Genomic DNA, 23656 nt, shown 5'->3' with positions numbered 1-23656 from the left:
GGCCCGATCCTACCTACGCAGCCGGCAACGCCAGCCAGAAGTGGTCAGGAGTTACTTTGCGGAAGAGCACGTCCGATATGCGGCAACATGACCTCAAGCTGTCAAACATTTAGTGCTCTCCGTAGTAATTGTCGCCGACCTCACGGATGAGCGTCCTAATTGCTACCTAGAGGTCGGATATGCGATGGGACTGGACAAGTTCCAGAATTTGATTCTGACAGCCAGGTACGACCACGACATTCGCGCCAGGGACCATGTTCCCAACGGACCCAAAGTCCACTTCGACTTGGACAGCTACAACATTCTCTATTGGCGTCCAGACGAACTTGCCGAGTTCAAGGAAGAACTGGAGAAACGCATCAAGCGCAGACTAGTTCAGGTGCTGCCGGCAGAGGAGACTAGGCCGAAGCTGAGTGAGGTATGGCTTAACAAACAACGCGAGGCTGCCAAGGCCGGTCAGGCAAGAACAGGTGAAACCGGGGCCATGGAGGTCGTACTATTTCCGCTGGACAGCGCCATCAACCTCCCTCAGGGAGACCTTCTGCGAATTGCAGAGAGTGCCCAGATATCCTCCGGCATGCTAGGTGTGGTCGCCAGGAACGGCGAGAACGATCCCAAGCCTACCTCTGACGGCATCCGGGCTGAATTCGAGGGCTTCATGGGGTATGCGTACTGGACTCTGAGGAAAGATGGCACGTTCTATTCATTCGACAGCCATGGTCTCGCTGCCGTAGACGCGGCCAGTGCCAACACGCTCTACTATCACCGGTTGGTGCACGGGGTCACCGAGATGTTTCTGTATGCGAATCGGCTTTACTCGAGGCTTGGTTTGGGAGCATACGACGCTGTTTCAATAACGCTAGGCTTCAGTGGCATCAAAGGTAGGGATCTGCGGGCGCCCACCGACCGCGTCCCGTTCTTCACGCGCCGCGTGGCTTCGGACGACCCGGCAAGTCAGACTGCCGTGGTGCGTATGCGCGACATTGAAGTGGATCTGGTGAACAAGGTGTCGCAGTTCGTGAGTCCGGTGCTCTCACTTTTCAACTTCTTCCGACTTGAGCCCGCCCAACTGAACGAGATGGTTGAGACCTTCGTCAGACGAGCGTCCGGCGGCCAAGGTTGACGGGCTGTCTACGCAGAGAGTGCTGAGCCGAAGGCGCATGGGCAGTTCCCGGTCGGGGTTTGTAACTGACGCACGGAGGGCGACCAGATGCACTTGATGTACGTTGACGAGAGCGGTGACAGCGGATTGCTGCAAAACGGCTCGCCGACGCGGTTCTACGCTTTGTCGGGCGTTGTGCTGCATGAGCTTCGCTGGCGACCGTGTCTGGACGAGCTAGTCGCGTTTCGACGCAGGCTGCGTGATGACTTCGGGATGAAGTTCCACGAGGAATTCCACGCCGCCGCTTTCATCACCGACCCGGGCGAACTCGTTCGCATCAAGCGTAACGAACGGCTCAACATGATACGTCTGCATGCGCGCCGGTTGGCGGCGATGCCTGACCTGAGGGCAATGAACGTCGTTGTGGACAAGCAGGGCAAACCAGATAACTACGACGTCTTCACCAATGCCTGGCGGGCGCTGATACAGCGTTTCGAGAATACGATCTCGCATCACAACTTCCCCGGACCGCGCAACGTGGATGACCGCGGCCTGATTTTCTGCGACCACACCGAGGATATCAAGTTGATGCGGCTCCTCCGCAAGATGCGAAGGTACAATCCCGTACCGCACCGCGCTGACATTCGTACGGGCGCACGTGACATGCCGCTCCATTTCGTGATTGAGGACCCGGGCCACCGTGACTCGGCCCATTCGTACTTCATACAGGCGGCCGATCTGACGGCGTTCCTGTTGTATCAACGCGAGGCCCCGGGCGCGTACGTCCGCAAGAAGGGCGCGCGCAACTGGTTCAGCACCCTGCAGCCGATCCTCTGCAGGCACGCCGCGCCGGCCGACCCGGATGGAGTTGTGAGGTTATGAAAGGAAAAGGGGCGTTGCCGCCCCGGGTGAATCCTACCCCTGGGATGGACCCAGTCTCAGATTCGCCTCGATTGTATTGGCACTCATGCCGTCTGTCAAGGATTTGTTTTGAGGCCCACGTCGGGCCACGGGAGCGAAGTTGCCTGCACACGACATAATCGATAATCGCCGGGTCAAGCTGGTTGACCAGATAAACCGTATCCTCGATACGACCGAGGCGGCACGGTTTGCGGTCGGCTACTTCTTTGTATCTGGCCTTGAGGGAATCGCGGAGAAGCTCGGCCGTGTGAAGGAGTTGCGGCTGCTCATCGGCAATACGACGAACCGCGAGACGCTGGAGCAACTGGCCGAAGGCAGGCGCAGGCTGGAACTGGTGCGCGACGCGGTCGAGGCCGAGGCCTATCGCAGTGCCGGCGCAGCCCGGAAGGCCGCTGTCGACACCGGCGCCGAGGTGCGAACGGCGCTGGAGCTGATGGACCAGACCGACGAGGCCGAGGAGTTGGTACAGTCGCTGGCCGACATGATTGAGCAGAAGCGGGTCAAGGTGAAGGTCTACACCCGCGGCAGGCTTCACGCCAAGGCGTACATCTTCGACTACGGCCAGGTCTTCAATGCCAAGGGCAAGGAAGTCGAGCGGCAGGAGAAGGGTATTGCCGTCGTCGGTTCGTCGAACCTGACCCTTGCGGGCGTCGCGAACAACACCGAGTTGAACGTGCTTGTGCAGGGGAACGCCAACCACGCCGAGCTGGTCCGCTGGTTCGACGAGCTGTGGAAGGAAGCGGACGACTTCGACGAGACGCTGATGCAGGAGATCCGCCAGTCCTGGGCAGCCGGACTGGTGCGTCCTTACGACATCTACCTGAAGACGCTCTACGAGCTGGTGCGTGACCGGCTGACCGGTGAGGACGCCCAGGAAGTGCTATGGGATGACGAGATCACGTCCAAGCTCGCGAACTTCCAGAAGGCTGCGGTCACGCAGGCGGTGCAGATGCTGCGGAGATACGGCGGCGCGTTCGTCGCGGACGTGGTCGGGCTCGGCAAGTCGTACGTTGGGGCCGCCATCATCCGTCACTTCGAGCGCACCGACCACGTGAAGCCCATCATCATTTGCCCGGCCGCGCTGGTTGATATGTGGGAGCGGTACAACGCCGTCTACAGCTTGAATGCGGTTGTAGTGTCATTGGGGCTGTTGCTTGAGGGAGATTCCGGACTTGCCGAGGTACTGCTGAAGGACGAGCGCTACCGGGACCGGGACTTCGTGTTGATAGACGAGAGTCATAATCTGCGGCACTCGGATACGCAGCGATATGCGGTCGTACAGCAGTTCCTGAGCACGGGCGACAGGTACTGCTGTTTCCTGACCGCCACGCCGCGCAACAAGAGCGCCTGGGACGTGTACTATCAGATCAAGCTGTTCCACCAGGATGACAAGACTGACCTGCCGATTGACCCGCCGAACCTGAATCAGTACTTCAAGCTCATAGACAAGGGCGAACGCAAGCTGCCCGAGCTGCTGTTCCACCTGCAGGTGCGCAGGCTGCGCCGTCACGTGCTGCGCTGGTACGGATTCGCCGGTGACACGCAGGAGCCGCTGGCGAAGATGAGTGACGACGAGGTCCGGCCATATCTCGACGGGCCGAAACGTGCCTACATTCTCGTGGGTGAGCGGCACCAGTTCTTCCCGAAGCGGGAACTGGAAACGGTTGAGTACAGCATCGACGATACGTACCAGGGTCTGTATCAGCAGATTCGCGGTTTCCTCGGCAAGGGCAAGCACGGCTGCCAGACCGAGATTGTGAAGGATGAGCTGACCTATGCCCGCTACGGATTGTGGCACTACGTGAAGCCCGAGATGCGGAAGAAGGCGCCATACGATGACCTGCAGCATGCCGGGGCGAACCTGCGGGGCTTGGTGCGCATCCTGCTCTTCAAGCGCTTTGAGTCGAGCGTCTACGCGTTCAGAGAGACGGTGAAGCGGTTGGTTCGGATGCAGGAGCGGTTCCTTGATGCCCTGGACGCGGGATTCGTGCCTGCGGGCGAAGGCGCGGAGGCCATACTGTATGAGCCGAGCGCTGAAGAGGAACAAGACCTCTTGGAAGCGTTGAGGAACGTCTCGGGTAAGTACGCGCTCAAAGACTTCGACGCCGAGACGTTGAAGCAGCACATCGAGCACGACGTTAGGCTGCTCAAACGCATCCTGAAGCTGGTCGAGCCGGTGACGCCGGACAAGGACGCGAAGCTGGTGACGCTGAAGCGGCGGCTGGCGAAGAAGCCCCTCGCCGGGACCAAGGTGCTGCTGTTCACGCAGTACGCCGACACGGCACGGTACCTGTTCGACAACTTGAACCCGGGCGGCAAACGGGAAGACATCGAAGTCATCTATAGCGGGGACAAGAGCAAGGAGAAGGTAGTCGGGCGGTTCGCACCTAAGGCAAACCCTGAGTACCAGTTCCAGCGCGGCGAGTCGCAGATTTCCCTGCTGGTAGCCACAGACGTGCTGGCAGAAGGCCTGAACCTGCAGGACTGCAACTGCATCATCAACTATGACCTGCACTGGAATCCGGTACGCCTCATACAGCGGTTTGGGCGCATTGACCGCATCGGCTCCGAGCACGATGTGGTGCACGCCTACAACTTCCTGCCCGAGACCGGGCTCGATCGACAGCTCGGCCTGAAGAGCATCCTCCACAGCCGGATACAGGAGATACACGACACGATCGGCGAGGACTCGGCGATACTGGACCAGACCGAGCATCTGAATGTACAGGCCATGTACGCCATCTATCAGGCTAGCGCTGACCAGCTTTCGATGTTCGATCCTGCGGGCGAGGAGCCAATGGATTTGAACGAGGCCGAAGAGATGCTGCGTCGCATGCAGCGCGAGGACCCGGCCGAGTTTTCTCGCGTCGCGGCGCTACGCCGGGGCATAAGGTCATCGCTCGCGGCGATCACCAAAGGGACATACGTGATGTGCGAAGCGGGAGAGTTCCGGCAGTTGTACCTGATGGACACCGAAGGAGGTGTCATCTCGCGCGACCTGCCCCGTGTCCTGTCGGCGATCCGGTGTGAGCGGACGACGAATCCTGCCCCAAGACCGGAAGGGCTCAACGCACAGGTGATGCACGTCGCTCGGCTGTTCGCCGAGGAAGTCAAACAGCGCGAAGCCGAGAAGCGCTATTCAGTATCACTGAGCCACGCGCAGAAGTACGTGCAGCGCGAGATACGAGTGATGTTCAACGCAACGGAAGATGAGGATGCCAAGGCACGTCTGAACCTGTTGGAACAGGCATTCTGTGCCGGTTCGCTCACCTCGGCTTTGAGGAGGGAACTGAACAAGCTGCGGCGGAATGGTGTGGCAGGGGCGCACTTGGAACATTCGCTCCGAGAGTTGTACGAGCAGCACGGGCTTGGCAGGCGCGACCGCAGCGAAGTTCCCAAGATGCCGATACAGACCATCCCTCGCGTCGTGTGCAGCGAAGGACTTGTGTAGTCAACGGGGGGTTGGCGGCGGCGGCGAACTGCCATGAACTGACATCCCAGAGGGTTGCGGTATAGAGTCAGACTGCGTCCGCGCGAATGAGCGGCAGGGGCGCGGGAGCGCCCCCGCGTCGCTTGCCAAGCGGTCTTCTACTTGATGAACATCAGCCCCAGGCCGTGCGGGTCGTAGAAGATGGAATGAATGCGGGTCAATTCCCACATTCCGGAAAGATGTCAAAGCGGGGCATCCGGCGGCCAAGGTGTTGACGGGTGGTTTGGGCAGAGGGCTCTGAGCGCGGGGCGATGAGTGCTGAACCAAAGGCCTGCCTGTGCTTCGCACGCAGACAGGCGCATGGGCAGTTCCCGGTTGGGGCATGTAACTGAACGCTGCTGCTGAAGTTCTGGTCGCTGATAGCGGCCTTAACACACGTAATATATGGCGATTAGGCTACACGTCTACATGGTAGTGGTGCACAAGTGTATGCATTTGTGTGAACATGGACAACATTATGCACTTGCGCATATCGTAAGTCTTGTTATTATTGATCTTATATGACGGAGTCTGACGCACGGTCGCTATTTCGGCGCAGGGGCTGGGCCATGTCTGCCGCGCAGGCGAAGGCTGCGGGCATCGGTCGAGGCAAGCTTGCCGGGCTGGTTCGAACCGGACATGTGGAGCGTGTCGCGCGCGGGCTCTATCGCTGGACCGACGCGGATATCACCGAGCATCACAGTCTGGCGCTGGCAGCGCGGAGTGTTCGTGGCGGTGTAGTCTGCCTGCTGTCGGCGCTCCAGTTCCACGGCCTGACCACACAACTGCCGCACGAGGTGTGGCTGGCGATTGACCGTCGGCGCGGCGGGCCACCGCGTCGGCGCGTCGTGCCGATGAGGCTGTTCCGGCTCTCGGGCGCATGTTTCTCGTCTGGCATCGAACGGCATCGGATTGAGGGCGTGACTGTCCGGGTCTACTCGGTCGCCAAGACCATTGCCGACTGCTTCAAGCTCCGAAACAAGGTGGGGCTGGACGTGGCGATGGAAGCGCTGCGCGAGGGCTGGCGGGAGCGGCGATTCACCATGGACGAACTCTGGCGCTTTGCCGAGGTCTGCCGCGTGGCGCGGGTGATGCGACCTTACCTTGAGATGGAGGTCTCCTGAGCCGGCCGGTTACGGACGTGGCGGCTTCGGTCCGTGCCCGGTTGCTGGCGCTGGCGACACCCGAGACCGACGAGTTCCAGGAGATTCTGGCCCGCTACGGTCGCGAGCGTCTTTTGTATCGGCTGTCCAAGTCGGAGTGGCGCGACCGGTTCGTGCTCAAGGGAGCGTCGCTGTTCGCGGTCTGGGCAAAGGAGCCGTTCCGCACGACTAGGGACGTAGACCTGCTGGGTCTCGTTCCGCCGGACGTGAATGCGCTTGCGGCGGTTTTCCGGAGTGTGTGTGAGCAGGAGGTCGAGCCGGATGGGCTGGTGTTTAATGCCGATTCGGTGCGCGCCCGGCAGATTCAGGAGCAGCGCCCATATCAGGGCATCCGCGTCACGCTGCTGGCGAGGCTCAAGCGGACGCGGATTGCGCTTCAGGTCGACGTCGGAACCGGAGATGCGGTCGTGCCGCCGGCCGAGGAGATAGAGTATCCGACGCTGCTTGATATGCCGGCACCACGGCTTCGAGCGTACTCGCGCTACACGGTTGTGGCCGAGAAGTTCTCGGCGATGGCCGAACTGGGAATGGCGAACAGCCGCGTGCGGGACTACTACGATATCTGGGCGTTGGCGCGGGAGTTCGAGTTTGAGGGAGACGTGCTGCGGTCGGCCATAGACGCCACGTTTGGGCAGCGCAGGGCCGAGACGCCGAAGGAAAGCCCGGTCGGGCTTTCCGAGGCCTACGCCGAGGCCGCTCAGCGTTTCTGGCCGGCGTTTCTGAAAAGGAGCGTTCCGGCTGAGTCAGCAGTGACGCTCAAGGAGGCGGTCTCGGGAATTCGGGCGTTCCTTGAGCCGGTGCTGTCCGGCGCTGCACGCCGTCGCGAGTGGCGGCCGCGCAAAGGCTGGCAGTCGAAACGATGAGGGAACCTCACGATACAACTACGCTCGGCGCTTTGAAAGCGGCAGGGGCGCGGGAGGCAGAGGAGCAGACAGAAGACAGCAGGCAGCAGACAGTAAACGGCAGGCAGCGGACTAGGTCACGGGCGACGGCCGATGGAGACAATCAGTCCGTGCAGCATTCTGCCCACTTCATCGAGGTTGGCCTGCGCCGAATCCACCTCGCCCGCACAGCCAAGGTCGCGACAGAGAATCAGGTAATAGCGCAGTTCCTCCAAGGACCCCTGTGAGATGTTGTAGAACTTCACCTTGTCCGGATGACTCCGCTTCTTGAAGCCCTCGGCGATGTTCGCTGGCACCGATACTGCCGCCCGCCGCATCTGCGACACGAGTCCGAACTGCTCATCACGGGGAAAGCGCGCAGTCATCCGATACACCGAGAGCGTGAGTTCGTGCGCCCTCTTCCAGACCAAGAGATCCTCAAACCTCTGCAGCTTCCGCCCACTGGACCCCTCTGCCGCCTGACCCCCTTCACGACTCTTCATGCGCCTCTCCCCTATCTGCTGTCTACTGTCTACTGCCTACTTGATAAACATCAGCCCCAGACCGTGCGGGTCGTAGGAGATGGGCTGCCAGTCGGCATTGGCCTTGCGGCCGGGCTGTTTGCGACGGAAGTTGAGACCCCAGACGTCACCGGGCTTCGCGGCCGTTCCGAATTGCGCCAGCGGGATTCTGGCTTCAACTGACCAGTAGTTCTTGCCCTTCGCTGTCTTCACGTCGACGTCCGCGCTCCAGGCCATGTCCGCGTCCATCTTGCCCTCCGGGCTGACCACTATCTTCTGGTCGAGCACGACAGCGTTGGGATTGAAGTAGAGCTGGTAGATGTCGCCCTTTGACGTGTCGGGCAGGGGGAACCAGCCGACGCAGTCGTCGAGATGCACGCCCTTGTCGCGCTCGGTCGCCTTGACCTTGACGCTGTCCGGGTTAGGGTCGAAACAGAGAGCAGCCAGGTACAGGTTCGCGGAGTCGGCCGCGTAGTAGAACCGGACCGAGTCGGTCCTCATCGCCTCGCTGTCATTGGTGAAGAGACGCGTGACCGGTGTCTGCCACAGCTTCTCTACCACCTTGCCGTCAATCACCGGCGGCTTCCTGACGAAGCTGCACTGAGCGCTCCGGGCCACATCGAGCGAGGCGCTGACCAGGCTCTGCTTGCCCTGGGCGTAGGGGAATCTGAGAGTGAGCTTCGGAGCGGGAAACGGACGGCCCTTGCCGGCAACTGCGAATCTGTACTCGGCTTCGGTGCCGGGAGCGACGCTCGCCGCGAGCGTCTTTGGCGATACGCTCCAGGCGGGCGGCAAGTCCCAGCGGAGCGTATCGTCCAGCCGGGTCTGCAACGGCTGGTTCTTGATGACGAGCGTCACCGTATCAGCCGCCCGGAGGTCGTCGCCGACCAGTACCGGTCGGCTGAACCTGATGCCGGCCAGCGCGTTCCGGTCGACCGACTGTATGTCCCCGTAGGTCACATCGTCCCACGCCCGCTTTTCTCCCCCGAGCAGCACGGGCTCGATGGCTATGCCCTTCTTGTCGTCCACGGTCACCATAGTCCAATGATAGAGGATGCCGGTCGGACCCGGCTCGGTTCCGCCCCCGGCGCTGCCGACGGCTGTGTACTTGATGCCGTCAAACGTGGCGCCGAAGTAGTAGTGGTTGTGCCCGTTGAAGACCGCATCCACGCCGTAGGCCTGGAAAAGGCTGTGCAGCGTGTCGCGCTTGCCTTCAACGATGCTCTTGGTCCAGAACGGCTTGTGGAAGAAGACGAACGTGTAGCGGGCTTTGGCGGCCTTTGCCAGATCCGCAGCCAGCCAGTCGAGTTGCTCGGCCGGGAGCTCGTCGCTCGACTCCCAGCGGCTGACGTCCAGCACGATGAAGCGCATGCCCTTATGGTCGAACGAGTAGTACGCCTTGTTGGCGTTCCGTTCGAATATGCCGAGCGCGTTGTCGTAGGTGATATCGTGATTGCCCGGCGTGTAGTAGAACGCCATCGCCAGCGGCGCCACGATCGCCTTGTATTCGGCCCACTCCTCAACCAGTTTCATCGTATCGGTCTGCTGGTAGCCCTCGATGTGGTCGCCAACCGTGATAACGAACTCGGGCTTCGCAGCCGCAACTTCGGCGACTATCTTTTCGTGGATGCTATCCTGATGGTCACCGGTCCGGTCGCCGATAACCGCGAACCTCACCGGCGCCGCTGCCGCAACCATCACCAGTATGAATGCCGCCACAAGTATCACTCTCTTCACTTCCGACTCCTTTCTACTCCCGACTCTCTACTCTCCACTCCCCTATCTGAGAAACGCCGCTCCAGCACCCCCTCCCTTCTATTCCCTCCCCCTTGAGGGGGAGGGAAGGGTGGGGGTGAGGCTGCTGTCCCAATACCTGCGTGAGCTTCATCAACTCCTGAGAAACACCGCAGCCAGCACGCCCGCGAACACGAGCGCGGGCAGCATGTTCAGAACCTTGAGCTGTTTGATCTCCAGTATGGTAATGCCGAGTCCAATCAGTATCAAGCCGCCCGCCGCCGACACCTCATTGACTACGATGTCCGAGATCACGGCGGGCAGTGAACCGGCAAGCAGGGTCAGCCCGCCCTGATAGATGAGGAGCGGGATGACCGAGAAGAGCACGCCGATGCCAAGCGACGCGGCCAGCGCCAGCGACGCAAACCCGTCGAGCACCGACTTGGCCGCGAGCAGGTTCGGCCTGCCTCCCAGGCCTTCCTCGATGGCGCCGAGCACGGTCATCGAGCCCATGCAGAAGAGCAGGAAGGCGGTCACCAGCCCCTCGGCAAACCGGCTGTGTCCGGGAGTCGGGAGTGGGGAGTCGGGAGTAGCTGGCGAGGGCTCGGGAATCGACTCCCTGCTCTCTACTCTCCACTCCCTCTTCCGCTCCAATCTGTTCCTCAGCCATTCGCCGAAGCGGTTGAGCAGCCGGTCTATGTCGAGCAACTCGCCGCTGATTGCGCCCAGTACGATTGAGAAGACGAGCACGAGCAGGCTCTTCGTCTTCGCCGCCATGGTGAACCCGATGAAAAGCGTGAACAGGCCGATGCCCTGGAATGCGACCGTCGTGAGCCGCTTCGGCAGTCGGGAGTGGAAGAACAGACCGATGAGGCTGCCGACGACCACCGCCCCGACGTTGATCAGCGTGCCGAGGAATCTCATCGCGGTCTGCCCGAATCCAGGGATTGAGAGCCACGAAAACGCGAAGCCGGATGAAACGAAGACGACTCGCTCCGGACGCATTCGTTTCGTGTCTTTCGTGCTTTCGTGGCAGCCATGTCTGCTCCGTCTTTCTACTGGAACCGGTTCCAGCCTGGATGACGGCGGTCGGGAGTGCCTCCAAGTTCAAGGAAAGCCGTCTCGACGTTGAGCCGGTGCGCCTCTTCGTTCTGGTCGCGGATGGCGTAGCTCATGCTGGCGCAGGCAGTGACAGTCTCGGCCGCGCTTCGCCCGGAAGAGAGCGCCGCTTCGACCAACTTCTGCAGTTCGGCCAGATAGGTCCGGTCCGTGTCGAACCGCGCCCTGACTTCGGACTGGCCTTGGGCCGGTGCGCCGTGACCCGGCACGAGTGTCGTGACTTCGAGTTGCGCGAGGCGATCGAGCGTCTGGCGGTATGCGTTCAGGTTGTGCATGACGAACGGAATCTCGATGTCGCTCAGCATGTCTGCCGCCCAGAGCAACTGCTCGGCGCGGTCGTGGACGACCAATTGCTCGGAAGCGTGGCCCGGCGCATGGAGCAATTCGACGATCTTGCCACCCAACTGAAGCTCAAGCCGATCGGTGAAAGTCCGGTCCGGTTCGTGCAGAAGGAACGGCATGTCGCGCTGGATGCCCGACTGCCGTTCCCACTCCGTGACCTGATGTTCAATCATTGTTCCGGACTCGGCGAGCACCGCGAGGCTCTCTTGCTGCTGGATCACCGGCACGCCCGGGAAGTACTCGGGCCCCAGCACGTGGTCCCAGTGGCTGTGCGTTACTACCAGGCAGTGCGGCTCGGCATCGCGATTGTAGATGTGAGCCCTCACCCGGTCGATATCGTCAGCGAATAGACCGGGGTCTATGAGCAGGGCCTCCTTGCCGCCAACCAGCACGCCGGCATTGTAGGACAGGGAGCGACTGGGAAAGAGAGTTAGGGAGGAGGGAGGAGGGAGGAGTTCAGGCATTTCGGGAAAGTGCGCCGATCAAACCATTCAGCATTCTGCTGAGTTCGTCGAGCTTCCTCTGCAGGTCGCTTGCCGCTCTGGGTGACAGATAGCGAAGTCGGGCCGCCGCCTCGATCTGTGTGTCTAGCTCACTTAGTGATCCCCGCGCAGTATACAGAAAGCGGACATACTCGCGGGGTCCCTTCCTCGCCGCCCCCTCCGCTATGTTGCTTGGAATGGAAAGAGCAGCGCGGCGCATCTGCGAGACGAACCCGAACCTCTCGGACGCGGGAAACCGCCCCGTGGCGCTGTGGACTTGGACCACGAAGTCCATCGCCTTGTTCCAAACTGTCAGTCGTCGGTGCGGCTTTTCATCCATTCTTCATCTCCTCTCTCCTCCCTTACTCCCTGCTCCCTCGACCTCTTTGTGCCTGAAGCACCCCACCAGATGATCGTTCACCATCCCCGCCGCCTGCATGAAGGCATAGCAGATGGTCGAGCCGACGAAGCGGAAACCGCGCTGCTTCAAGTCCACGCTCATGGCATCAGACTCAGGGCTGCGGCAGGGGATCTGCTTGATCGTCCGCCAGCGGTTGGTCTTCGCCCTGCCGCCGGTGAACTGCCAGATGTACTTGTCGAAGCTGCCGAGTTCCTTCTGCACCGCGAGGAAAGCCCGGGCGTTGGCAATCGTGGCCTCAATCTTCATCCGGTTGCGGATGATCCCCGCATCTGTGAGCAGGACACTCACTTTTCTGTCGTCGTACCTGGCCACCTTTTCCGGATCGAAGCTGCTGAACGCCTTCCTGAATCCCTCTCGTTTCTTGAGGACGATCGCCCAGCTCAGTCCGGCCTGAAACGCGTCGAGCACGAGGAACTCGAAGAGCTTGCGGTCGTCGTGCAACGGCACTCCCCATTCGGCATCGTGATAACGGATCATCTGTTCGTTGTCAGCCGGCCACGGGCAGCGTTGTACCGACTTCGAGGCGTTCGTGCTGGGCGGCATATGTCCGCAAGTTAACCCCAAACGCGGCTGCTGGTCAAGCCTCACCGGCTTGACCTTGTGCACGGCCCGTCCTATGCTTCTCCAACAACCGGGCCGGGCCCGACCGGCCCGGCCATGACGCAGGCTACAAGGTCTGCCGAGAGGATGTCCGCTGCTTCACTTCAGCTCCCGTGAGTTGCGCCTGAGTCTGCCTTCGGGTCTCTTGCTCCGCAGCTATCGCTTTCCCGGTCGCTGGATGACTGAGCCGGGACTGGGCCGGCTGCGCGCGGAGCTAGAGGGAATCACCCTGGCCCGGCTGGGAGCTTTGCCGTCGTACGGCATCTTCCTGCCCGGACGCGCTGCCTGGCGCAACCGGATCATCACCTGTCTCTATGCTCGGGACCGCACGCCGATTGCGTTCAGTACCATAGTCTTCTACTCGCTGGCCCTCGGCGGCCGCGTCCACCATGTCTTCCAACTGGGTCTGGTCGTTGCCAACAGCCGGTCCGGAGACCGAACCATCGTACCGCTTTACTCCTATCCGCTGACCTACGTTCTGGGGCTGCGCGGATTCCGGGAGTATTGGATTGCCCAGACGGCGATGATCCCGAACCTCATCGGCTTCGTCACCGACACCTTCGTGGACGTTTTCCCGCACTACCGTCACCGCCGTCCTCCCGCGCCCCGGGTCAGGGAGATCGCCCGCCTCCTGGTTTCCGGACACGGAGAGGAATTCGGCGCCGGACCGGACAGCCGGTTCAATGACGAGACATTCGCGGTCAGTCGCTGCTACGACGGCCCGGCCGAGTTGCTGCGCAAGTCCTGGGAGGAAGTCGCCAAGCATCGTGACCCGCGCTGCAACGAACTCTGCCGCCGCACGCTGGACTACACCCGCGGGGACGACCTGCTGCTTATCGGTCGCGTCAACCTGGCGATGCTGCTGCGCCGGGTTCTGGGATGGGCGGCAAAGCACGAATGAACAGGCGCGGCGCGATTGTCATCCGTCCCTGGTTGCCGGCGGACAATCAGGCGCTCATCGATATCGCCAGAAGGATGTCGCTGCCGGCTCGGGTCCGTATCGGCATCGAACGCTCACCCGACTTCACCGCGTTCTGCCGGGCGGCCGGGCAGGGATTCGACATCGTCGTTGCCGAGGTCGATGGTCGAGTCGCCGGATTCCTGGAATCCCGTCGCCTCGCCTATCGGCTCCGCGGCGACCCGGTCCCGTTGATGTACGTCGCGCTGGCCGGCGTCGATCCGAGCTTCCGCCGTCTCGGCCTCTTCCGGCTTCTTTCCGCCGAGGCGGAGCGACGCAGCCGTCAGACCGACGTCGGCTTCGCTATCGGGCTCGTCAACGCCCGCAACCCCAGGATGTCCACCCATCTCGCGACCGGCAGGCAGGACGTTGTGCTGGGCCGCCAGCTGGTCGTAACCTCGCTGCTTCTGGGCCCGCGCTACCGTACGGCACCGGACTTGCAGGCAGGGCCGGCAACTCCAGCCGACATCCCGGAGATGGCGCTGCTGGCGGCGCGCTGCTACAGCCGCCACCTGCTGGCACCCGCAGTCGATGAAACCGCGCTGTCCCGCCTCGGAGTGGAGAACATTGCCGTTGTCCGGAATCGCAGCCGCATCGTGGCGATGCTCGGTACCTGGGACCAGCGCGCACTCCGCCGCATACTGGTCGTCGGCTACGGCCGGGCCGAGCGCGTGCTCCGAGGCGTTCTCAACCTGACAAGCGGACTGACCCACCTCGTCAGGCTCCCGGCCCCCGGGGAGGAATTGCGGGTCGTCTACGCCGCGTACGCGGCGGCAGAGCCGGACAGCGAGGGTGAATTCGCCGGGCTGCTCCGGTCGGTCTGCGGCCGTTGCGCCAGGCTCGGCTACCACGCCCTGCTACTCGGTCTGCCCGAGGATGACCCCCTGGCTGGGGCAAGCCGGGGTATGCTCCAGTTCCGCAACGTCGACCTCCCCGTTGTCATCCCCCGTGACGATGCCAGCCGCGCGCTACTCGGGGTCGGACCACCTTCGGTCCGCTTCGAATCCGCCTTCGCCTAGCCTGCCGAGCCCGCTTGACTCGAGTCAACTGACCGCCTACAATAGCCCAGCCGTTGGACAACACCATCACGATTCCCCACGGAGAGAAATGAAGCCGGATGCAAGCTGCAGCCATTCCGTTTCGGTCGAGGACGTAGACCCACTCGCCCTGCTGGGCCCGGCTGATGTGAATCTAACAACCCTCGCCAAGCACTACAAGACGGCGATAGTCGTCCGCGACGGCCGCATCATGCTGAACGGTCCCAGGGCTGAGGAATCCGAGCTTATGGGGCTCCTGGACCGGCTGCTCGCCCGCGTGCGCCGCGGAGAGCCGCTGAGCCCGGAGTTGATAAACGCCGAGGTAGACCGCCTGCGCCGGTCCCGAGAACCCGGAGCCGGACAGGGCGAACCGGAAGTGCTCGCCATCAAGACCCCGAGGAAGGCGATATTCGCCAAGACCCGCAACCAGCGCGTCTACCTGCAGGCCATGCAGCGCAGTGATATCATCCTCGCGGTCGGACCGGCGGGCACCGGAAAGACCTACCTGGCGGTTGCCGCTGCCCTGGAGTCTCTCGTCTCCGGTCACTCGAGTCGCATCGTCCTTACTCGGCCCGCGGTCGAAGCCGGCGAGTCGCTTGGTTATCTCCCCGGGACATTCAAAGAGAAGGTGGACCCCTATCTGCGTCCACTCTACGATGCCCTGTTCGATATGATGCCGATGGAGAGAGTTCAGCGTTTCATCGAGCAGGAGGTCATCGAGGTCGCGCCGCTGGCCTTCATGCGCGGCCGCACCCTCTCCGACGCCTACATCATCCTCGACGAGGCCCAGAACACGACCTCGACCCAGATGCGCATGTTCCTGACCCGGCTGGGCTGGAACTCCCGGGCGATCGTCACCGGGGACATAACTCAGATAGACCTGGCCGCCGCCCAGACTTCCGGGCTGATCGAAGCGGTGGAGAGGCTGAACGGCGTTGCCGGCATCAGCATCGTTCATCTCACCGACGCGGACGTGGTCCGGCCGCCGCTCGTCTCGCGCATCATTCGCGCCTACGAGAACCGGCTGCCCAACGGGCAGCCGGGAGTTGGCGGTTAGGAGCCGGCGGTTTGGGCAGAAGCGCAATGACCAGAGGTCTCCTAACTGCTAGCTGCTACCTGCTAACTCCTAGCTGGGCTTCACTGCCTTGAAGCCTGACATCTACGGCACGCAGGATGAACGCCTGCGTGCCGATGTCCGACTCCTCTGCCGACTTCTCGCGAAGGACTTCAAGCCGAACGCTGCCGCCGTCAACGTCATCTTTGTCACGGATCGGAGAATTCACACTCTCAATCGTCAGTTCCTGAAGCGCGACCGGCCGACCAACGTCATCTCGTTCAACTGCGATGAACCGCAGGTCCCCGGTGAACCACACGTGCTCGGCGAAGTCTACGTCTCCCGCGACCGTGCCCGCGCCCAGGCCCACGAGTACGGCGTATCATACGCGTCCGAGATCCGCCGACTCACGCTGCACGGGCTTCTCCATCTGCTCGGCCTCACCCACCGCGATATGGAACCACTCTACCGGCACTATCTGGAGAAGCTGTGAGCGCGGCGACCGCTAAGCCTCCGCCCTGGTTCGCGCTCGGAGTTCTCACTTCTGGCTTCCGGCTTCTGCCTTCTGCCTTCTCCTAGAACATGCTCTGGTACCTGCTTGCCATCGCGGTCCTGCTCATCTTCTCGGCGTTCTTCTCCGGCTCCGAAACCGCGCTCTTCTCGCTCTCCCACGGTCAACGTGAGGCGCTCAGGCAGCTGCACCCCAAATCGAGCCGCCGGATCGAACACCTCCTTTCCGACCCGGACCGCCTCCTCGGCACGCTCCTCCTCGGCAACATGGTGGTCAATACGGCCATCTCCGGTCTGGCGACTATTGTCCTTATCAGTATCGGTCGGACGACAGGCGCCGGCGACGCCCTGGTGATCGGCCTGGGCGGAGTCGCGGTCACCATCCTCGTGCTTGTGTTTGGCGAGGTGACCCCGAAGATAGTGGCGTCACGCAGTCCGGCCCGCATCGCGGTCCTGGCCGTCCCTCTGCTGGCACCGCTGCAGTGGCTGTTGCGTCCGCTCGCCCGCACGCTCACCTCTCTCGCGTCACGCCTCGCCCCGGCCAAGGGAGAGTCGGACAAGCTGACCGATGAGGAAATGCACACCATGGTCGAGCTGGGCCGGCGCCGGAACGTGCTCCAAGGCAGCGAGGATGAGATACTCTTGAACCTCATCGGGCTCGACCGTCGGGCCGTGTCCGAGGTCATGACACCGCGCATTGACATTGTGGCGGTACCCGAGCAGACGACTGTCGCCGAGGCGCTCGCCGTCGCCCGGCGGAGCGGATTCTCACGTCTGCCTGTCTACCGAGACACCATAGACCGGGTTACCGGCACGCTCCACGTAAAAGAGCTGCTCACCGCGCCGGACGAGACAGCATCAGTGACCACCATCCGGCGCCCGGCCCACTTCGCGCCTGAGGTCAAACCGCTGCCGGAGCTGCTCGACGAGACCCGTCGAAAAGGATCTCACATCGTGACCATAGTCGACGAGTTCGGCCAGACTGCGGGCCTGGTAACGCTCGAAGACCTGCTGGAGGCCGTGTTTGGCGAAATCGTGGACGAGTTCGACATAGCCGAGGAACTCCCCTACACCAAAGTGGAGAACGACTGCTACCTGGTCGACGGCGAGATTGACGTCGCTACCCTGAACCAGCTACTCGGCAACGCATTCCGCGGCGTGGGGCACAGACGGCTATCCTCCTTCATCCACGAGAAACTCGGGCGCCTGCCCAGGGCAGGCGACACTTTGCGTCACGGCCGCCTTGAGATCACCGTTCGCGAGACCGACGGCACCAAGCTCGAGAAGGTCATCGTCTGCCGGAAGGGGAAGTAGCCGGTGGAGCTTATCGGCATCGTCCTGCTGCTCGCCGCCAGCGCCTTCTTCTCCGGCACCGAGACGGCTCTCTACCGCGCGAACTGGATCCGTCTGTCGAACTGGGCCGGGCGCGGAATGGCCGGCGCCCGCACCGCCCTGGCAGTTCTCGGGCACCAGGACAGGACCGTAATCACCATCCTCATCGGCAACAACCTGGTCAACAACTTCTTCAGTATCCTCATCTCGCGCTTCTTCGTGCTGACCGTCGGCCCGGCAATGACCCCGGTCGCGGTCGTGACAGCAGTCATCGTGACCTTCATCTTCGGCGAATACCTGCCGAAGTCGGTGGCCCGGGCCTTCCCGAATCCCTTGTTGTGCCGGGCCGCGCTGCCAATCGAGATCCTCAGGTATGCGTTCTACCCCCTCGTGATGCTCTTCTGGTACCTCGGCCGGGTCTTCGCGCCGAAAAGGCCACACCAGCGCCTGACTCTGACCCGTGAGGACTACATCGCGGCCTTCAGACGCCGCGGCGAAGCGACCCAGCGCAACGCGCGGCTGGCGACTCGCCTGTTCGGCTTCACGCAAATGAAGGTCGGCGAAGTCCAGATCCCGCTTGCGACGGTCCAGTCCGTGCCTTCCGACGCCGGCATCAACGAGGTGACGACCCTGACCCGCCAGTATGGCTACTCGCGCCTGCCGGTCTACTCCGGGACGCCGGACAACCTCACCGGCGTACTCGTGGTGAAGGACCTGCTCTCGGCGCCAACGCGCCGCATCCGCCGCATCAGCCGGGTGAGCCGTGACGCACGGGCGCTGGATGTGCTTCGGCAGATGCAGCGCCACGGCGAGCACCTGGCCGCGGTCGTCGACGAAGCCGGCAAGATCACCGGCATAGTCTCGCTCGAAGACCTGCTCGAGGAACTGGTCGGCGAAATCCGCAGCGAGGGATGAGCGGGAAGAAAATGCCCAATTGCCAATTCCCAATGCCCGACGAATGCTCCAAGGTGGACAAAGACCGAGCAGCCCGTCACTTCCTTGTTTGGTCATTCGTTAGGAATTGGGAATTCGTCATTGGTCATTGCGATCCTCGGCAGTATGCGACGAATCATCCGTAGTGAGGCCATCTGCCTCCGCGTCCGCGACTACCACGAATCATCGAAGCTGGTCACCTTCTTCACACTTGACCACGGGCGGGTAGACTGCCTCGCCAAGGGCGCGCGCCGGCTCCAGAGCAAGTTCGGCGCGGCGCTGGATGTCTTCGCCCAGTCGCGCATCATCTACTACTCGCACGACACCCGCACGCTCCTCACACTCTCCGACGCGGAACTCGTTCACTCCTTCAACTTCTCTCGACTCCCCACTCCCGACTCGCTTTCACGTTTCCTCGCGGCCGAACAGATAGCTGAATTCGCCCTGCGCGTCATCCAGTCGCACGACCCCAACCCCCGGCTCTACCGGCTGCTCCTCAGCTACCTCTCCACTCTGGAGAGTCTGCAGTACCCAGTCTGCAGTTTGCCGTCCTCCGGTTCCCTCAATCTGCAATCTGCAATCTGCAATCTGCAATCCCCCGACCCCTACCCGGCTCTCGTCTGCTCCTTCCTCCTCAAGGCCGCGAGCTTCCTCGGGTTCCGGCCCGAACTCCGCCGCTGCCTCATCTGCCGCCGCCCGCTTGAAGGTCCGCACCCGAGCTATTTCGACACCGGACGTGGCGGCGTCATCTGTCAACGCTGTGCCGGCGAGAATCCATCCGGCACGCGACTTGATGCCGCCGGCCTCGACACCCTTGCCTTTCTTCTCTACACCCCCGTCTCCGAAATCGCCTCCTTCGATCCTCGACTCCTCTCTCCTCCCTCCTCTCTCCCCTCTCCGCTTGATCTCGTCCTCAGCTTCCTCGGCCACCACTTCGACCCGCTCGTGCTCAACTCCTTCCGCTGGCACGCGAGCCTCGAACGCAACCCCTGACCGCCTGCAGCCTAAGGCCGCCCGACGCCGGCTTCTCTGCTCTCTGCTGTCTGAGGATGAAAGGACGCCAGGAACTCGCGCACCAGAAGGCCCACTACGGCTTCGGGCGCAATGGACCGAGCCGGAAGCTGCCCTAGGCGGGAGCGGGGCTCAGGTCTCAGACCTGAGAATGATGATAGGCGTCAACTCGTCTCCCTGGCCGGCCGGGTTGTCGCGCATCGCTTCCTGCACCAGTTTGACGTCGAGGCCATCAGAAACCCCGACAACCGCACAGCCGAAGATATCGTTGGCGTCCACTATGGCCAGGGGAAAACCCAGTTCCTTCGCCAGCATTTGCGCCGTACCATCCGGGTCCTTCGGCCCCTTGATCACGCACTCGTAGAACTCCTTGACCCCGGACGTGTGGGCCGCGTCAATCATTGCCGCCTGCTTGCCCGCGACCCGGTAGAAATCACCGCTTCTCCCCCGCAGCTTTCCCCAGGCGCCGGCAAACGCCGCTCGGATGATCCTCGGCGCGCCGACTTCATCAATGGCGCACTGCATCGACCAGGGCGAGCGCAGCCCGATGCCATATGGCACCTTCTTCACGAACCGCCAGAGCACGCTCGCCCAGAAGCCGGGTTTGATGCGCGAAACCGGTATCGCCCTCCCCTGCATCACCGCAATCGGACTCTCGGCGATAGTGATGATGTCCCCCGGTTGCGCCGCGGGCAACGCGTACCGTTTCACCGTATCCACCATCGGGTCCGTCTCCATCAAGACATGTGTCTTGACCGGTATCCGCCGGACTCTCCGGCCGCGCGCCTCAATGACCGGAGGCTTCTCTTTCTTCGCCATGCGTCAATCTACCAACAACGAGCGCAAAATCAACAGCACGACCAGGACGGCCCAGGCACGAGGACAAAGGACTGAGGACAAAGCAAGTGGAAAGGGGCAATGGCGAAGTCGGACTTGGTACTTTCCACTTGTTCTCACTTTGCTTTGTCCTTGCTGCTTTGTCCCTAAGCACGTCAGACCGCTCCCCTTTACTTGACGTGCGCTGGCCATATCATTCTCAGCGATGAGCGAACCCCCGTTGAGCGACGGCCACTCCCAGGCCCGCTTCACCCGCCGGGTCGGCGCGTTCAGCGTCGGGACCCTGCTCTCGCGGATTCTCGGCGTGGCCCGCGAGTCAGTCTTCGCATACCTGTTCGGCGCCGGGTTCGCAACCGATGCCTTCAACGTGGCATTCCGCATCCCCAATGTGCTCCGCGACCTGTTTGCCGAGAGCGCTCTCTCGGCCGCGTTTGTCCCGGCTTTCGTCAAGAGCCTGCACGGCGACGACCGCCGCCGGACGTGGGCTTTTGCGTCGAACATGCTCAACACTATCGTACTGGTCACCGGGACGCTTTCCGTCCTCGGCATCATCTTCGCCCCGGCGATCGTGAAGGTCATCGCGCTCGGCTTCTCCGACGAACCGGCCAAGCTGCAGCTGACCCTGATTCTCACCCGCATCATGTTCCCCTTCCTCTTGTTCGTGGCGGTGGCGGCGTGGGCCATGGGCATACTGAACGCCGGCGGCGCGTTCTTTGTCCCGGCGGTCGCCCCGGCCGCGTTCAACGTCTTCTCGGCGCTCGTCCCGCTGGCCGCCTACGGCTTCCTCAAGAGTCGTGGCATCGACCCGATACTCGGCATGGCCTGGGGCGTAACCATCGGCGCCGTGGCCCAGTTCCTGATTCAAGTACCGAGCCTGCGCCGGCAGGGGTTCCGCTGGACCCCGGTCATTGACCTCCGTTCCCCGGAACTGCGGCAAGTCTTCCACCGTTGGCTGCCGATGATCCTCGGGTTTGCGACGTGGCAGATTAACTTCCTGGTCAACACGTTCCTGCTGACCTTCCTGCCCCAGGGCTCGGTAACCTGGGTAAACTACGCGTACCGTATTCAGCATCTTCCCGCGGGCCTGTTCGGCGCGGCCATCGGCTCGGTCGCGATAGCCGAGTTCTCTCACCAGATGGCCCAGACCGACATGTCGCAGCTCAAGGGCCGTTTCCGTCACTCCATGGGGCTGGTGTCGGTCCTCACACTGCCGGCCGCCATTCTACTGATAGCGCTGGCGATCCCGGTCACGCAACTCATCTACCAGCACGGCCGATTCACAGCGCACGATACCCTGCTCACTGCCCAGGCCCTGGCCCTCTACTGCACGGGCATCTGGGCTGCCGCGGCGACGCGCAACACGGCGGCCGGGTTCTACTCATCCGGTGATACGCGCACCCCGGCCCTGGTCGCCATCGGCGTGGTCGGAGCCAACATCATCATCAACCTCATCCTGATGCGCGTCATCGGCTTCCTTTCCTTCCCGCTGGCGGCATCCGTGACCCAGCTTGCCAACTTCGGTATCCTCTTCTTCATCCTGCGCCGGCGCACCGGCGGACTCGAAGGTCGCTACCTCGTCGGCATCACCCTGCGCACACTTGCCGCATCCCTCCTGGCCGGCGCGATCGCCTACGTCTGCGCCCGGGGGATTGGACACCTCCTGCCGGCACGCCGGATTCTCTTCCAGGCGGTGCAGGTATTCGCTTCCGGGGGAATCGGCGTGCTCACCTACTACGGCCTTGCCCTGCTGCTACGCGTGACCGAAGTCAAACAGGCGGCCCGCGACTTCCTCGCCCCGCTCATGCGACGGCGGAACTGACACCACGGAGCAGAAGCTGGTCCGCCACGAAGACACGAGAGACACGAAACGGATTGGCGAGGGAACCGGACAGCCCGTTTCATCCGACTTCGTGCTTTCGTGGCCCTATCTCAGGATTCTGGCGCCGGCTCGGCTACGGCCGGGAACTGGGATGGCCGAATCCGCGTCTAACATGTAGAGATGGCTGTAAGGCTGTGCGGTTCAGACGAAGCGCGGGCTCCCATACTCATAGCTGGTTGGCCCGGAATGGGCCAGGTTGGACTTGGGGCCTGCGACTACCTGTGCAGGAAGCTGAATGCTGTCCCCTTTGCTCAAATCGATGTCAGCTCCTATCACCAGCCGGATTCTCTGACCGTGGAGGACGGACTTGGCCGGATGCCTGATGCCCCGAAGCAGGACCTCTACTACTCCAGTGAGCCGCCGCTGTTCATCTTTGAAGGCGACACCCAGTTGGCGGGCGAGTCCGGGTTCAGATTGGCGGCCGAGCTCCTCGACCTTGTCCGCGCACACGGCACCGAGACGGTGTTCACGGGCGCGGCGTACGCCATGCCGGTGAGCTTCCGCCAGCGCCCCGAGATCTTTGGTGCCGCCACCGACAAAGGCATGAAGGCGAGACTAGCCGCGCTCGGGGTCAAGCCGCTCAAAGAGGGCAACATCTCCGGCTTGAACGGGCTGCTGCTCGGGCTGGCCGGACAACGCGGCATGCCGGCGGCCTGCCTGCTCGCAACCATGCCCCACTATGCCATCGAGGCACCGAACCCGAAGGCGTCACGCGCCCTCATCCAGGTCTTTCAGCGCATTCTCAACACCAGCGTGGACATGAACGAGATTGACGACGCGGTGCACCAGGCCGACAAGATGTTCAAGGACTTCGAGGCCAAAGTCAATGAGGCCATCCAGCAGTTGAAGGAGAACCTCGGCGCCCGACCGGAAGGCCAGCAGGCCGAGGGCGAGCAGCCGGAGGACCGGCCCGAGCCTCAACACCTGATGGAGCGGGTCGAGAAGCTGTTCGAGGAAGCTGGGGGCGACCGCGAGAAAGCCGTACTGCTCAAACAGGAACTCGACCGCTGGGGGCTCTTCCACCTTTACGAAGACCGGTTTCTCGACCTGTTCGAGAAACAGCCCGGCAGTACCGAAGTCTAGCCCACCCTCAGTCGCCGCGGCTCTGCGATCCTGCTGACCTCAGTACTGAGTCGCGTTTCCCCCGGAATCGTCTTGACCCAACTCCAGGTGCTTGCCCCCACTCCCTGGCCATAGAGGAGAGCAAACTGCCGCGTGCAGCGGGTTTCTCAAACAGACGGAGGCGGACATACTACGGAGAGCACTAAATGTTTGACAGCTTGAGGTCATGTTGCCGCATATCGGACGTGCTCTTCCGCAAAGTAACTCCTGACCACTTCTGGCTGGCGT

The 23656-nt window shown here is 62.4% G+C and carries 21 protein-coding genes; 14 read left to right on the top strand and 7 right to left on the bottom strand.

Features of this window, described 5'->3' with window-relative positions:
• Positions 1-112 precede the first annotated feature (112 nt).
• The 5 genes from FJY68_08675 to FJY68_08655 all read left to right on the top strand — a co-directional run bounded on the left by FJY68_08675 (position 113) and on the right by FJY68_08655 (position 7518).
• Positions 113-1123, top strand: a complete 1011-nt coding sequence (locus tag FJY68_08675) for a hypothetical protein (GenBank protein ID MBM3331905.1) — start codon at positions 113-115, stop codon at positions 1121-1123.
• 87 nt (positions 1124-1210) lie between these two features.
• Complete coding sequence (locus FJY68_08670) at positions 1211-1984, top strand: DUF3800 domain-containing protein (GenBank protein MBM3331904.1); 774 nt, start codon at positions 1211-1213, stop codon at positions 1982-1984.
• Positions 1985-2123: 139 nt separating this feature from the next.
• Positions 2124-5474, top strand: a complete 3351-nt coding sequence (locus FJY68_08665; GenBank protein MBM3331903.1) for a helicase — start codon at positions 2124-2126, stop codon at positions 5472-5474.
• 587 nt (positions 5475-6061) lie between these two features.
• Positions 6062-6616, top strand: a complete 555-nt coding sequence (locus FJY68_08660) for a transcriptional regulator (protein ID MBM3331902.1) — start codon at positions 6062-6064, stop codon at positions 6614-6616.
• A complete protein-coding gene (locus FJY68_08655) occupies positions 6613-7518 on the top strand; it encodes a nucleotidyl transferase AbiEii/AbiGii toxin family protein (GenBank protein ID MBM3331901.1) in 906 nt (301 codons plus the stop codon). The genes FJY68_08660 and FJY68_08655 overlap by 4 nt, the downstream gene beginning before the upstream one ends.
• A 116-nt stretch (positions 7519-7634) precedes the next feature.
• On the opposite strand, the gene FJY68_08650 is transcribed toward FJY68_08655, so the two are convergent.
• The 6 genes from FJY68_08650 to FJY68_08625 form a co-directional block, all read right to left on the bottom strand.
• Complete coding sequence (locus tag FJY68_08650; protein ID MBM3331900.1) at positions 7635-8039, bottom strand: four helix bundle protein; 405 nt, start codon at positions 8037-8039, stop codon at positions 7635-7637.
• Between the two features lie 36 nt (positions 8040-8075).
• On the bottom strand, positions 8076-9794 hold the full coding sequence (locus FJY68_08645; GenBank protein MBM3331899.1) for a hypothetical protein: 1719 nt from the start codon (positions 9792-9794) through the stop codon (positions 8076-8078).
• A gap of 150 nt (positions 9795-9944) precedes the next feature.
• Positions 9945-10715: a DUF554 domain-containing protein gene (locus tag FJY68_08640; protein ID MBM3331898.1), complete on the bottom strand. Its 771-nt coding sequence runs from the start codon at positions 10713-10715 to the stop codon at positions 9945-9947.
• A 131-nt stretch (positions 10716-10846) separates the two neighbouring features.
• Positions 10847-11716 carry an MBL fold metallo-hydrolase gene (locus FJY68_08635; GenBank protein ID MBM3331897.1) on the bottom strand — a complete coding sequence of 290 codons (870 nt, stop codon included), beginning with the start codon at positions 11714-11716 and terminating at the stop codon, positions 10847-10849.
• Positions 11709-12074: a four helix bundle protein gene (locus tag FJY68_08630; GenBank protein MBM3331896.1), complete on the bottom strand. Its 366-nt coding sequence runs from the start codon at positions 12072-12074 to the stop codon at positions 11709-11711. Before FJY68_08630 ends, FJY68_08635 begins: the two co-directional genes overlap by 8 nt.
• A 3-nt stretch (positions 12075-12077) precedes the next feature.
• Positions 12078-12698, bottom strand: a complete 621-nt coding sequence (locus tag FJY68_08625) for a DNA-3-methyladenine glycosylase I (GenBank protein ID MBM3331895.1) — start codon at positions 12696-12698, stop codon at positions 12078-12080.
• Positions 12699-12933: 235 nt separating this feature from the next.
• Here FJY68_08625 and FJY68_08620 point away from each other — a divergent pair, with 235 nt between their 5' ends.
• From FJY68_08620 to recO, 7 genes are all read left to right on the top strand, one after another.
• A complete protein-coding gene (locus tag FJY68_08620; protein ID MBM3331894.1) occupies positions 12934-13656 on the top strand; it encodes a hypothetical protein in 723 nt (240 codons plus the stop codon).
• Positions 13653-14732 (top strand): hypothetical protein, encoded by a 1080-nt coding sequence (locus FJY68_08615; GenBank protein ID MBM3331893.1) that lies wholly within the window; start codon positions 13653-13655, stop codon positions 14730-14732. The genes FJY68_08620 and FJY68_08615 overlap by 4 nt, the downstream gene beginning before the upstream one ends.
• A gap of 88 nt (positions 14733-14820) precedes the next feature.
• Positions 14821-15807 (top strand): PhoH family protein, encoded by a 987-nt coding sequence (locus FJY68_08610; protein ID MBM3331892.1) that lies wholly within the window; start codon positions 14821-14823, stop codon positions 15805-15807.
• A 73-nt stretch (positions 15808-15880) separates the two neighbouring features.
• Entirely contained in the window at positions 15881-16297 is a 417-nt protein-coding gene (gene ybeY / locus FJY68_08605; GenBank protein MBM3331891.1) for an rRNA maturation RNase YbeY, read from the top strand.
• Positions 16298-16386: 89 nt separating this feature from the next.
• A complete protein-coding gene (locus FJY68_08600) occupies positions 16387-17628 on the top strand; it encodes an HlyC/CorC family transporter (GenBank protein ID MBM3331890.1) in 1242 nt (413 codons plus the stop codon).
• 3 nt (positions 17629-17631) lie between these two features.
• Positions 17632-18561: a DUF21 domain-containing protein gene (locus FJY68_08595; GenBank protein ID MBM3331889.1), complete on the top strand. Its 930-nt coding sequence runs from the start codon at positions 17632-17634 to the stop codon at positions 18559-18561.
• 144 nt (positions 18562-18705) lie between these two features.
• A complete protein-coding gene (gene recO, locus FJY68_08590; protein ID MBM3331888.1) occupies positions 18706-19572 on the top strand; it encodes a DNA repair protein RecO in 867 nt (288 codons plus the stop codon).
• Between the two features lie 150 nt (positions 19573-19722).
• Here recO and FJY68_08585 read toward each other — a convergent pair whose 3' ends face one another.
• Positions 19723-20409, bottom strand: coding sequence for a hypothetical protein (locus FJY68_08585; protein MBM3331887.1), 687 nt, complete (start codon positions 20407-20409; stop codon positions 19723-19725).
• 223 nt (positions 20410-20632) lie between these two features.
• On the opposite strand from FJY68_08585, the gene murJ reads away from it, so the two are divergent.
• Positions 20633-22246, top strand: coding sequence for a murein biosynthesis integral membrane protein MurJ (gene murJ, locus FJY68_08580; protein MBM3331886.1), 1614 nt, complete (start codon positions 20633-20635; stop codon positions 22244-22246).
• 180 nt (positions 22247-22426) lie between these two features.
• Positions 22427-23389, top strand: a complete 963-nt coding sequence (locus FJY68_08575) for a hypothetical protein (GenBank protein ID MBM3331885.1) — start codon at positions 22427-22429, stop codon at positions 23387-23389.
• The last annotated feature ends 267 nt before the right edge of the window (positions 23390-23656 follow it).

It is taken from the genome of candidate division WOR-3 bacterium (assembly GCA_016867815.1).
In the GTDB taxonomy this organism is placed as follows: domain Bacteria; phylum Hydrothermota; class Tepidihabitantia; order Tepidihabitantales; family Tepidihabitantaceae; genus UBA2258.
This window is presented reverse-complemented; position numbering and strand designations above follow the sequence as displayed.

Excerpts from the sequence above, each read along its gene's own strand:
- FJY68_08670 (MBM3331904.1), top strand. The coding sequence starts at position 1,211 with ATGCACTTGATGTACGTTGACGAGAGCGGTGACAGCGGATTGCTGCAA.
- FJY68_08660 (MBM3331902.1), top strand. The coding sequence starts at position 6,062 with ATGTCTGCCGCGCAGGCGAAGGCTGCGGGCATCGGTCGAGGCAAGCTT.
- FJY68_08650 (MBM3331900.1), bottom strand. The coding sequence starts at position 8,039 with ATGAAGAGTCGTGAAGGGGGTCAGGCGGCAGAGGGGTCCAGTGGGCGG.
- FJY68_08640 (MBM3331898.1), bottom strand. The coding sequence starts at position 10,715 with ATGAGATTCCTCGGCACGCTGATCAACGTCGGGGCGGTGGTCGTCGGC.
- FJY68_08635 (MBM3331897.1), bottom strand. The coding sequence starts at position 11,716 with ATGCCTGAACTCCTCCCTCCTCCCTCCTCCCTAACTCTCTTTCCCAGT.
- FJY68_08630 (MBM3331896.1), bottom strand. The coding sequence starts at position 12,074 with ATGGATGAAAAGCCGCACCGACGACTGACAGTTTGGAACAAGGCGATG.
- FJY68_08625 (MBM3331895.1), bottom strand. The coding sequence starts at position 12,698 with ATGCCGCCCAGCACGAACGCCTCGAAGTCGGTACAACGCTGCCCGTGG.
- FJY68_08620 (MBM3331894.1), top strand. The coding sequence starts at position 12,934 with ATGACTGAGCCGGGACTGGGCCGGCTGCGCGCGGAGCTAGAGGGAATC.
- FJY68_08615 (MBM3331893.1), top strand. The coding sequence starts at position 13,653 with ATGAACAGGCGCGGCGCGATTGTCATCCGTCCCTGGTTGCCGGCGGAC.
- FJY68_08610 (MBM3331892.1), top strand. The coding sequence starts at position 14,821 with ATGAAGCCGGATGCAAGCTGCAGCCATTCCGTTTCGGTCGAGGACGTA.
- FJY68_08600 (MBM3331890.1), top strand. The coding sequence starts at position 16,387 with ATGCTCTGGTACCTGCTTGCCATCGCGGTCCTGCTCATCTTCTCGGCG.
- recO (MBM3331888.1), top strand. The coding sequence starts at position 18,706 with ATGCGACGAATCATCCGTAGTGAGGCCATCTGCCTCCGCGTCCGCGAC.
- FJY68_08585 (MBM3331887.1), bottom strand. The coding sequence starts at position 20,409 with ATGGCGAAGAAAGAGAAGCCTCCGGTCATTGAGGCGCGCGGCCGGAGA.
- murJ (MBM3331886.1), top strand. The coding sequence starts at position 20,633 with ATGAGCGAACCCCCGTTGAGCGACGGCCACTCCCAGGCCCGCTTCACC.
- FJY68_08575 (MBM3331885.1), top strand. The coding sequence starts at position 22,427 with ATGGCTGTAAGGCTGTGCGGTTCAGACGAAGCGCGGGCTCCCATACTC.